We start from the raw sequence: 10,978 nt of genomic DNA, 5'->3' as shown, positions 1-10,978 counted from the left end.
ATAACAGTTGCCGGCTTTCGCCGGGACGACGCGTGGAGCGAGTGTTAGCTGACTTTCTCGGGCGCGACTTGCGACGAAATCAACCCCTCACCGGCAGCGTCACCACATCGTAGCCGTGGCTGATCTTCCGCTTCAGCACCGGGTCTTCCAACTCGAACTCGAACCGGCTGGCCGGGCGGATGCCGCCCTTGGCGGCGAAGGTGCCGCCGAACATGGCGCAGCCGTCCGGCAGCGCGCCCTGATCGAAGCCGCGCGCGATCAGGTCCTTCACCGGCAGCATGTGATCGAGCGTGCCTTCCTGGTAGAGCACGCGCTGGCCGCCGATCACCGCCCAGGAGCGCAGAACCAGCTGGTCCCAATGGCCGATCACGTCCTCGAGCTCCCAGAGCTCCGATGCCATCGGCTTGTCGCACATCTGCTTCGACACCGTGACGCTGTAGCTCTCGACCTTGCGGTCGGTATGGTCGGAACCGCAGCCGACGAAGATGCGGCCCTGCCAGCCGATCAGCACGAACTCGACCTCGCCACTGGAATCCTCGCCGCAGACCTCGATGGCATCGGCGAAGGTAAGCCGGCGCGCCGAGCAGCGGTAGTAGATCGGCGTGGTCGCGGGCCGCGCGATGCCGAGCGCCTCGAGCTCGGCGATATGCTTGTCGCGCGCCACCGGATCGCGGCCTGTCCAGCCGGCGATCACGGCCTGCCTGATTTCCAGCGTCAGCGGAGTGGCGACGCCCTTGTCGTCGACATTGAAGGTGAGATCAAACACGGATCACGGTCTCCATTCCGGCAGCGAGCTCGAAAATGCGCCGATCCGAACCGCCCGCGGCGGCGAGCATCAGGCCGACCGGCGCCTCGCCCTCGCGATGCGCGGGCAGCGAGATCGCGCAGCCGTCGAGCACATTGATCAGCGTGCAATTGCGCAGCGCGCGCAAATTCTCGGTGGCGAACGCCTTGTCGTCGGAGAGGCTGGCGATCGTCGGCGGCAGGTTCGCCGTGGTCGGCAGCACCATCGCATCATAGGGCGCGATCCGCTTCTCGGTGCGGGCGATGAAGGAGCGGCGCGCGTTGAGCAGATCGATATAGTCGGCGGCAGGAAAGCCCTCGCCGCGCTGGATGCGCACGGCGACGCGCGGATCGTAGACGTCGCCCTTGCTGGCCAGCAGGAAGCGATGCCAGGCATAGCTTTCGGCGGCGGCAAAGCCGCCCTTGGCGTTCATGACGCCGACATCGAGCAATTCGGGCACCTCGATCCGCTCGATCAAGGCGCCGGCGCGCGACAGCGAAGCGAGCGCGCGCTCGAAGGTTTTTGCGACGGCATCGTCGAGGTCGTCGAGCGCAACCGTGGTCGGCACCGCGAGCCGCATGCCCTTGACCGGGCGCGGCGTGACCGGCGTCACCGGCTGATCCGCCAGCACCGCGTCGAGCGCGGCGCAGCAGGCCACCGAATTGGCCAGCGGGCCGTAGCTGTCCAGCGTGAACGATAGCGGCACGCCGCCATCGAGCGGAATCCGGCGTTGCGTCGGCTTGTAGCCGACGATGCCGTTGAAGGCCGCGGGAATCCGGCAGGAGCCGCCGGTGTCGGTGCCGAGCGCGCCGAACGCCATGCCGTCGGCGATCGAGACCGCCGCCCCCGAGGACGAGCCGCCGGGCACGTGACCGACGCTCCGGGTCCAGGCGCTCTTCGGCGTGCCGTAATGCGGATTGATGCCGATGCCGGAATAGGCGAACTCGGTCATGTTGGTGCGGCCGATCGCGACGAAGCCGGCGCGCTTGAGCCGCGCCACCACCGGCGCATCGGCCTCCGCCGGCGCCGAATCGTCCAGCGCCCGCGAGCCGGCGCGGGTCACCTGCCCCTTGATGTCGAACAGGTCCTTGATCGAGACCGGAATGCCGGCAAACGGCGACGGCGCCGCATTGGCCTTGCGCAGCCGGTCCATGGCGTCGGCGGCCTCCAGCGCAGCGTCGCGGTCGACATGGATGAAGGTGCGCTGGCCCTCGCCTGAGGGATCAGCGATCCTGGCGATGCACTGCTCGACGAGCTTGCGGGCAGAGGTCGCGCCGCTGGCGAGATCGGCGGCAAGGGAGGCGAGTGTCGGATTCTTGGGCATGGCTTTCACTTCACGGCTTGCACTTCATGGCTTGCAGTTAATTGTCGCGCGAACCGGGGCCGATTTCCAGCCCGCCGGCCCCTCACCTCGCATCACTTCAGCCCGAAATAGGCGCGGTGCAGCTCTTCATTGCCGCTCATCTCGGCAACCGTGCCGGAGAAGCGGATCCGCCCGCCTTCCAGCACGAATACGCGGGTGGCAATCTCAAGAAAACCGATATTTTGCTCAGCGATCAAGAGTGCCAGTCCGCGGCCCTGCAGGCTCGACAAGGCGCGCAGCACCTCCTTGACGAACAGCGGCGACAGCCCGGCCGAAGGCTCGTCCATCACCAGCAGCTTCGGCTCGGCCGACAGCGCCTTGGCGATGCCGAGCATCTTGCGCTGGCCGCCGGACAGGCTGGATGCGGGGTCGCGGCGCTTGTCGCGCAGCACCGGGAACAGGCCGTACAGTTCGTCGACCCGCGCCCCCGGATCGGCATGGCCCAGCGCCTGCGCGCCGACGCGGATGTTCTCCTCGATCGACAGGTCGGGAAACACCGCAAGCTCCGACATGTAGGTCATGCCGCGCTTCATGCGGTCCGACGAGCGCATCCTGGTGATGTCCTCACCGCCGAGCTTGATGTGGCCGCTGCGGGCTTCGATCAGGCCAACCAGCGACTTCAGGAACGTGGTCTTGCCCGCGCCGTTGGCGCCGAGCAGCAGCACGGTCTCGCCGGGGCGGACGTCGAGATCGACGCCCCACAGCACCTGCATGGTGCCGTAGCCGGCATCGACGCCCCTCGTGTCCAGAAGCGGCACCGCGTCAGTGGGCATGCTCGCCTCCCAAAAATACCTCGATCACCTGCGGCTCGCGTACCGCGGTCGCCAGCGTGCCCTCGAAGATCTCCCTGCCCGCATTGAGCACGATGACGCGGTCGGTGATCTGCTCGATGAAGCCCATCAGATGCTCGACCACGATGATCGCCATGCCGGTCGCGGCCAAGGCCTTGATGCGGCCAGCGATCCAGTCGAGCTCTGCCGGGTTGAGGCCGGCCGCGAGTTCGTCGAGCAGCAGCAGCCGCGGCCGCGTGGCGAGCGCACGGGTCAGATCGAGCATCTTCTGCTGTGCGCTGTTGAGATCGGCGGCCGGACGGTCGGCGACCTCCTTCAGCCTGAAATCCTCGAGCAGTTCGGCGATCGACGGCGCACGGGTCGCGCCGCCATAGGCCAGCGCCACCTGGATGTTCTCGCGCACCGTGAGCGACAGGAACGGCTTCGGCACCTGGAAGGTGCGGTTGATGCCGCGATGAACGAGCTTGTGCGAGGCGACGCCGCCGGCGGACGCGCCGTCGAACACGACCTCGCCGCCATCAGGCGCATAGAGACCGGAGATCACATTGATCGCCGTGGTCTTGCCGGAGCCGTTCGGGCCGACGAGGCCCAGGATCTCGCCCGGCACGACGTGAAAGCTGAGGCCATCGAGTGCGTGGAAGCCGCCGAAGCGCTTGACCAGCTTCGAGACCTCAAGGATCGGGGTTTTCTCAGGGGACATGCCACCCCCTGCGGGTTGCCAGCGACACCAGTCCTGCGGGCAGGAACAGCACCAGGCCCATGATCAGAAGGCCATAGATCAGTTGGAAATATTGCGGCGTGGTGAAGCCGATCAGATTGTAGATGCCGTAGAGGATCAGCACGCCGACGATCGGTCCGGTGATGGTGGCGACGCCGCCGAACAGCGCGAACACGATCGCGAAGATCGAGAATTCGCCGGAGAACACGTTGTCCGGATAGAACACCGAGACGTACCAGGCGTAGATGCCGCCGGCGAGGCCGGCCACCAGCGCCGAGGCGAGCCAGGCAATCACCCGCATCTTCACGATATTGACGCCGGCCATCGAGGCCGACACCGCGTCCTCGCGCACAGCCTGCAGCGCCAGCCCGAACGGCGAGTTCTTCAGATAGACCACTGCGCCGACGGTCAGCGCCATCACGACGACCGCGGCATAATACGCATGGCTCGGGTTGAACGTGCCGGTGAGCGACACGCCGTAGGGCCCCTTGGTGATGCCCTCCAGCGCCGGATTGGCGACGAAGTGCAGCACCGCGAGCGAGGCCGCGAGATTGGCGATCGCGAAATACGCACCCGACAGCCGCAGCAGTGGCGTCAATAGCAGGCCGAGCGCAACCGCCACGACGCCGCCGACCAGCACGGCGAGCGGCGCCGGTGTATGCAGATGCATCACCATGATGGCGAAGCCATAGGCGCCGGCGCCGAAGAAGCCGACATAGCCGAACGGCAGATAGCCGGTGAAGCCATAGATGATGTTCACGCCTTGCGCGAGGATCAGGAAGATCACGAAGTTGAACAGCAGCAGATGGTTTTGATAAACGCCGGGCAGCAGTGCGAACACCACCACCAGCGGCGCAAGGATGAACAGCAGGTGTTTCGAGGCGTTATGCAACGCGCACCCGCCTTCCGAGCAGACCGCTCGGACGCAACAACAGGATCACGATCAACAACACATAGGGCAGCAAGTCGGCCCAGGAACTGAGATAGGTCTGCACCAGCATGTAGCACAGGCCGTAGACGACACCGCCGAGCGCAGTGCCGAGTGGATTGCCGAGCGAACCCAGCACGACGATCGCAAACGACGTCACGGTCGCGTCGGCGCCGAACGCCGGCGTCACCGAGCCGAACATGAAGGGCGCGAACACGCCGGCGACCGCCGCGATGCCGAGCCCGATACCGAACGCCGCCGCCGAGACGCGATCGACATCGATGCCGGTCGCCAATGCCTCGTCGCGCCGTGACATCACCGCGCGGGTCAGGGTGCCGAGCCGGGTGTGGTAGAGGTAGAGGTAGACCAGCGCGATCGCAATCAGGCTGGTGATGGCCGCGATCACCCAGGGTGCGGGAAAGCCCTGGCCGAAGATCTGGATCGGCCCTGCGCCGCCCGCCTTGCCGCCGAACCACTTCACCTTGATGGTCGTGAACACGGTGCCGAGCAGCCGGCTCTGGATCGAACGCTCGCTGGTGCCGGCGAAGATCGTGGTGACGGCTTCGATCACCTGCGACAGGCCGAAGAACAGGATGATCGACAGCATTTCCGGATTGGCCGAGCCCTGCAGCCGCGGCACCAGCACCCAGTACAGCAGCACGCCCACCAGCACGAACACCACGAAGGCGAGCGGCACCGCGAACAGCGGGTCGATGCCGGCGAGGCCGACCACGCCGAGCGCAATGAAAGCGCCGAGCATCAGGATGTCGCCATGCGCAAGGTTGACGATGCGCATGACGCCGAACACGAGATTGAGACCGATACCGACCAGGCTGAAGTACAGCCCGAACAGCACGCCGGCAACGAGCGCATAGGTCATGCTACCGCTCGCCGCCGAAGGTTACGCCTGCCGCACTCACCTGCATCACGGCGCCGGATAGATCGGCTTGCCGGTGGCGGTCTCGTGCGGATAGATCGAGACGAACTTGATGTGGTCGTGCTCGTCGACCGTGAGCTGGCCGAGCGGCGTCAGTTCGCCGATCTGACCGCCGGTCTCATCCAGCGCGAAGGTGCCGTCCAGCGTCTTGAGCTGGCCGCTGAGCGAGAACACCGCGCGGCGCAGCTCCATCTGGTCGAGGCTGGTCGCAACCGACAGCGTCTTCTCGATCACCAGCGCCGTGGTGTAGCCGGCCACCGCGTTGAAGCCGAACTCCATCTTGCCGTCGTTGTACTTCTTGGTCCAGGCGGCGCGGAAATCCTTCATGTTCATCCCGAAATTGACGGGATAGTCCAATTCGGACGGCGGCACATAGGTCCAGATGTGCTCGAGGCCCTTGGCGCCGACATTCTTCTCGAGCAACTCGGTCTCGAGGCCGGCATAGATCGCGAACAGCATCTTGAACTTGGTGCCGACGTCCTGGACGTTGCGCAGGAAGGCGATGTCGTTCGGCGCATAGCCAAAATGGATCACCGCGTCCGGATTGGCGTTGCTGATGTTGTTGATGATGACGTTGTAGTTGGTGGTCTCGGTCGGAACGCCCTGGTCATAGACGATCTCGATCGGCGCACCGGACTCCTTGACGAACTTGCGGAACGCGTTGGCCTGGGTGCCGGTGAACTCGTTGGTCGAATAGAGGATCGCGACCTTCTTGATGCCGAGGCCAGGGCCGTCATGGCTGATGAAGTCGGCGACCGGCTTCGGCCACACCGTCGACACCGGATCGGCCATCAGCGCGATGTAGGGATTGTCCTTGGAGAAGAAGCTCGCGCCGGTGCCGGTCTGGTCGAACAGGAACATCTTGTGATCGCGCGCGATCGCAACCGCGGGCGCCGTCAGCACCGATCCGGAATCGGCGACCAGGAGATCGACCTTATCCTGGGTGACGAGCTGATTATAAAGCGTCGAGGCGGTCGCGGTGTTGCTCTGGTCGTCATAGGAGACGAGCTTGATCGGGATCTTCTTGTCAAACGCCTTCACGAACACGCCGCCCTCGGCGTTCTTCTGTTCGACCCACAATTTTAGCGAGCTGTAGACCGGCATCGAGATCGAGGCGTAGCGCCCCGACGACGCATAGAGCGTGCCGATCTTGATCTCCGACGGTGCGTCGGCGGCCATCGCCTGCGTGGCAAATGCGAGGCTGGCAGCGAGTGCCGCGCCGATGATCCTCAGCATGATATGTTCCTCCCGGCTATCTTGAACGTGTCTTGGACGTATCTTGGACGCGGCCCTTCTACGCGCCGGATCGGAGCGACACAAGCATCGCGGCCTTAGCAATTGTGCGAGGGGCGGAATATGCGGCATGCGCGGGACACAGGCCGCTGCGCGGAGCATGGATGGACCGTTGACGGACCTTGGTTCAATGTCGCATCAAGACTGTAACGATTTCGGGAGGAGACATCAGACATGGCCGAGCCCGCGCGCGCGAAACCAAAGCCGACACCGGAGACCCAGCATTTCTGGGATGGCACCAAGGCCGGCGAGTTGCGCCTGCAGCGCTGCGATGCCTGCGCCAATGTCTACTTTCCGCCGCGGCCGTTCTGCCCCTCCTGCGCCTCGCGCAAGGTCTCGATCTTCAAGGCCAGCGGCAAGGGCAAGCTCTACAGCTACGTCATCAACCACCGTCCGGCCGCGCCCGGCTTCACGCCGCCTTACGCGATCGCGGTGGTCGAGCTCGACGAGGGCCCGCGCATGATGAGCAACATCGTCGATTGTCCGCAGACGCCGGAAGCGCTCGAACTCGACATGCCGCTCGAGGTCGCCTTCGAGGCGCTCGACGACAAGATCACCCTTCCTTTGTTCCGTCCGGCAAAGGGGTAATGTGATGCGCAGGAACCAGGTTGCCGTCGTCGGTGCGGCCGAAACCACCGAACTCGGCGTCATCCCGAACATGTCGCAGATCCAGCTGCACGCGGACGCGGCGCTGAATGCGATCGCGGACGCCGGCCTGAAGCTGTCGGATATCGACGGGTTCGCCACCGCGGTCGAGACCCCGCAGCAGATGGCGCACTATCTCGGCATCACGCCGACCTGGGTCGACGGCACCTCGGTCGGCGGCTGCTCCTTCATGCTCCATGTCCGCCACGCCGCCGCGGCGATCGAGGCCGGCCTCTGCAAGACCGTGCTGATCACCCATGCCGAGAGCGGCAAGTCGATGATCGGCAAGCAGCCGCGCTTCACGCCGGCCGACAGCCTCAATGGGCAGTTCGAGGCACCGTTCGGCGTCTACGGGCCACCGAGCATGTTCCCGATTCCCGTGCTGCGCTTCATGAAGACGCACGGCATCACGCATGAGCAGCTTGCAATGGTCGCCGTCGTGCAGCGCGAATGGGCGGCGAAGAATCCGCGCGCGACCATGAAGGATCCGATCACCATCGCCGACGTCCTGAACTCGCGGATGATCGCCTATCCGTTCCGGCTGCTGCAATGCTGCCTCGTCACCGACGGCGGCGGCGCGCTGATCCGGCCGACCGCGCCAAGGATTTCCCGAACAAGCCGGTCTACATATCAGGCACCGGCGAGAGCGTGGAGACGCCGATGGTCAGCCAGATGAAGACGTTCGACTCGTCGCGCGCCTTCAAGGTGGCGGGTCCCCTGGCCTTCAAGGAGGCCGGCATCACCCACAAGGACGTCGATCATCTGATGATCTACGACGCCTTCGCGCATCTGCCGCTCTACGGCCTCGGCGACCTCGGCTTCATGCCGTACGAGGAGACCGGCAAGTTCATCGCCGACGGCAACACCCGCCCCGGCGGCAAGCTGCCGCTCAACACCAATGGCGGCGGCCTCAGCTACATGCACTCCGGCATGTACGGCATGTACGCGCTTCAGGAGAGCGTGCGGCAGATGCGCGGCATCGCGCCGGCGCAGGTGCCGAACGCGAAGATCTCGGTCTGTCACGGCGTTGGCGGCATGTTCGCCGCAAGTGGCACGATCATCTTTACGAACGAGAAGTAACAACCTCCGTCATTCCGGGATGGTCCGAAGAACCGGATCCGGAATCTCGAGATTCCGGGTTCGCACTTCGTGCGCCCCGGAATGACGGTCCCAACCAGGAGAGCCGACATGGCAAAATCACTGCAGGATAAAGTCATCATCGTCACCGGCGCGGGCCGCGGCATCGGCCGCGAGATCGCACTGCTCTGCGCGGCGGAAGGCGCCAAGGTCGTGGTCAACGATCCCGGCGGCGCCGCCGACGGTGCCGGCACGAGCGCCGCGCCCGCCGAGGAGGTGGTCGAGGAGATCAAGAAGCGCGGCGGCACCGCGGTCGCCAATTTCGAGTCGGTGGCGGAAGCCATTCCCGCCAGCAAGATCGTGAAGACCGCGACCGATCATTTCGGCCGGCTCGACGGCGTCGTCAACAACGCCGGCATCCTGCGCGACATGATCTTCCACAAGATGAGCGTGGAAGCGTTCGAGGCCGTCATCAAGGTGCATCTGATGGGCTCGTTCTATGTCAGCCACGCCGCGGCGCGGATCTATCGCGAGCAGGAGTCAGGCTCCTTCGTGCACTTCACCTCGACCTCCGGCCTGATCGGCAATTACGGCCAAGCCAACTACGCCGCCGCCAAGCTCGGCATCGTCGGCCTATCGAAATCGATTGCGCTCGACATGGGCCGCTTCAACGTGCGCTCGAACTGCGTGTCGCCGTTCGCCTGGACCCGCATGATCGGCACCATCCCGACCGAGACCGACGCCGAGAAGGCGCGCGTCGAGAAGATCAAGCAGATGGGGCCGGAGAAGATCGCGCCGGTCTGCGCCTATCTGCTGTCGGACGCGGCCAAGGACGTCACCGGACAGATCTTCGGCGTGCGCATGAACGAGATCTTCCTGTTCGGCCAGCATCGTCCGGTGCGCTCGGTTCATCGTGGCGAAGGCTGGACGCCCGAGACCATTGCCGAACACGGCATGCCGGCGCTGAAGGGATCGTTCGCCAAGCTCGACCGCTCGGCCGACGTCTTTACCTGGGATCCGATCTGAATTTGATCTGATCTTCCGATCCGATCTGACATTTTTATGAAATCGTCGCCTCCGCGAAACAGCGGGGGCGCCACACTCTTTGGTTGTTTCATCATGGCGTGCCCGCATTGTGCCAGAATTGCGGGGGTATGATCGTCCTCCCGATAACAAAAAAGCCTGGGAGGACTTTCGTGACTAATCCAAGCAACATTCAGAAACACGAGGGCGACGGTGCGAAGGCGTTCGACCGTCGGACAATCTTGCGCGGCGCAACCGCGCTTGCTGCAACCGCGATGGCGGCATCCGATGCCGCAGCGCGCGACTTCGGTTCCAACGCGGAGCCGCAGCGCTATCCCGATCCGGACATCGTTGTGATCGACGACAAGCGCTTCAAGGCCAAGGTCGGCAACACCGCGATCAAGCGGCTCTACACCGGCTGCCTGTGGGCGGAGGGTCCGGCCTGGAACGCGCAGGGCCAGTATCTAGTCTGGAGCGATATCCCGGCCAATCGGCAGTTGCGCTATCTCGATGATGACGGCCACATCTCCGAGCAATTCCACAAGCCGTCGAACGAGGCCAACGGCTCGACCTTCGATTTCGAGGGCCGCCAGATCACCGCCGAGCGCACACGCCTGGTGCGCTACGAGCACGACGGAACCGTCACGCCCTTGGCGGAGCAGGCCAATGGCAAGCAGCTCAACGGGCCGAACGACATGGTCGTGCATCCCAACGACAAGTCGATCTGGTTCACCGATCCCGGCTATGGCGCGATCTCGATCTATGAGGGCCAGCTGGCCAACACCGGATCGAAGCAGCCTTACCAGAAGGAAGCCGTCTATCGCATCGACGCTGCGACCGGCCAGATCACCAAGGTCGCCGACGAGCCGTTCAAGCCGAACGGCATCGCCTTCAGCCACGACTACAAGAAGGTTTATGTCTGCGACACCGGCACTACGCACTATCCGAATGCTAAGAACATCGTCTGGCAGTACGACCTCAACGGCGACAAGCTCTCCAACCCGCGCACGCTGATCGACATGACGCTGGACGGCAAGTCAGGCTTCCCGGACGGCCTGCGTGTCGACGTCGACGGCAATATCTGGGTCGGCGCCGGCTGGGTCGGACCGGGCTATGACGGCGTGCAGGTGTTCGCGCCCGACGGCCAGCGGATCGGCCAGATCCTGCTGCCGGAGACTTGCGCCAACCTCACCTTCGGCGGCAAGAAGCGCAACCGCCTGTTCATGACGGCAAGCCAGTCGCTCTACGCGGTTTATGTGGAGACGAAGGGCGCACATAACTGCTGATCTAACCGTCGTCCCGGCGAAGGCCGGGACCCATTACCACTACAGTTGGTTGTAAGAAAGCTGGGGCCCACATCGTTCACGACACTCTCGGTCGTGGTTATGGGTCCCGGCCTTCGCCGGGACGACAGCGTAG

The 10,978-nt window shown here is 64.6% G+C and carries 10 protein-coding genes and 1 pseudogene; 4 read left to right on the top strand and 7 right to left on the bottom strand.

The window, feature by feature from the left end:
* Positions 1-79: 79 nt before the first annotated feature.
* The 7 genes from AKL29_RS25500 to AKL29_RS25470 form a co-directional block, all read right to left on the bottom strand.
* Positions 80-766, bottom strand: coding sequence for a DUF2848 domain-containing protein (locus AKL29_RS25500; RefSeq protein ID WP_028331749.1), 687 nt, complete (start codon positions 764-766; stop codon positions 80-82).
* Positions 759-2,108, bottom strand: a complete 1,350-nt coding sequence (locus tag AKL29_RS25495) for an amidase (protein ID WP_050386066.1) — start codon at positions 2,106-2,108, stop codon at positions 759-761. The genes AKL29_RS25500 and AKL29_RS25495 overlap by 8 nt, the downstream gene beginning before the upstream one ends.
* Before the next feature lie 92 nt (positions 2,109-2,200).
* Positions 2,201-2,920, bottom strand: a complete 720-nt coding sequence (locus AKL29_RS25490) for an ABC transporter ATP-binding protein (protein WP_050386059.1) — start codon at positions 2,918-2,920, stop codon at positions 2,201-2,203.
* Entirely contained in the window at positions 2,910-3,638 is a 729-nt protein-coding gene (locus AKL29_RS25485; RefSeq protein ID WP_050386058.1) for an ABC transporter ATP-binding protein, read from the bottom strand. The genes AKL29_RS25490 and AKL29_RS25485 overlap by 11 nt, the downstream gene beginning before the upstream one ends.
* Positions 3,628-4,548: a branched-chain amino acid ABC transporter permease gene (locus tag AKL29_RS25480; protein ID WP_050386057.1), complete on the bottom strand. Its 921-nt coding sequence runs from the start codon at positions 4,546-4,548 to the stop codon at positions 3,628-3,630. Before AKL29_RS25480 ends, AKL29_RS25485 begins: the two co-directional genes overlap by 11 nt.
* Positions 4,541-5,464 (bottom strand): branched-chain amino acid ABC transporter permease, encoded by a 924-nt coding sequence (locus AKL29_RS25475; RefSeq protein ID WP_050386056.1) that lies wholly within the window; start codon positions 5,462-5,464, stop codon positions 4,541-4,543. The genes AKL29_RS25480 and AKL29_RS25475 overlap by 8 nt, the downstream gene beginning before the upstream one ends.
* A 45-nt stretch (positions 5,465-5,509) precedes the next feature.
* The gene (locus tag AKL29_RS25470) at positions 5,510-6,757 is read right to left on the bottom strand and encodes an amino acid ABC transporter substrate-binding protein (protein ID WP_028331755.1); all 1,248 of its coding nucleotides are present in this window, start codon (positions 6,755-6,757) and stop codon (positions 5,510-5,512) included.
* Positions 6,758-6,988: 231 nt separating this feature from the next.
* Here AKL29_RS25470 and AKL29_RS25465 point away from each other — a divergent pair, with 231 nt between their 5' ends.
* The 4 genes and pseudogenes from AKL29_RS25465 (at position 6,989) to AKL29_RS25450 (ending at position 10,845) form a co-directional block, all read left to right on the top strand.
* Positions 6,989-7,402, top strand: coding sequence for a Zn-ribbon domain-containing OB-fold protein (locus AKL29_RS25465; RefSeq protein WP_028331756.1), 414 nt, complete (start codon positions 6,989-6,991; stop codon positions 7,400-7,402).
* Between the two features lie 4 nt (positions 7,403-7,406).
* A pseudogene (locus AKL29_RS25460) lies at positions 7,407-8,539 on the top strand (thiolase C-terminal domain-containing protein).
* 108 nt (positions 8,540-8,647) lie between these two features.
* Entirely contained in the window at positions 8,648-9,562 is a 915-nt protein-coding gene (locus AKL29_RS25455; protein ID WP_018270553.1) for an SDR family oxidoreductase, read from the top strand.
* A 170-nt stretch (positions 9,563-9,732) separates the two neighbouring features.
* Complete coding sequence (locus AKL29_RS25450) at positions 9,733-10,845, top strand: SMP-30/gluconolactonase/LRE family protein (RefSeq protein ID WP_152977765.1); 1,113 nt, start codon at positions 9,733-9,735, stop codon at positions 10,843-10,845.
* Positions 10,846-10,978: the final 133 nt, after the last annotated feature.

The sequence above is a fragment of the Bradyrhizobium pachyrhizi genome (assembly GCF_001189245.1).
In the GTDB taxonomy this organism is placed as follows: Bacteria; Pseudomonadota; Alphaproteobacteria; order Rhizobiales; family Xanthobacteraceae; genus Bradyrhizobium; species Bradyrhizobium pachyrhizi.
Note: the sequence above shows the minus strand (reverse complement) of the source record. Positions and strands in the feature narration are given on the sequence as shown.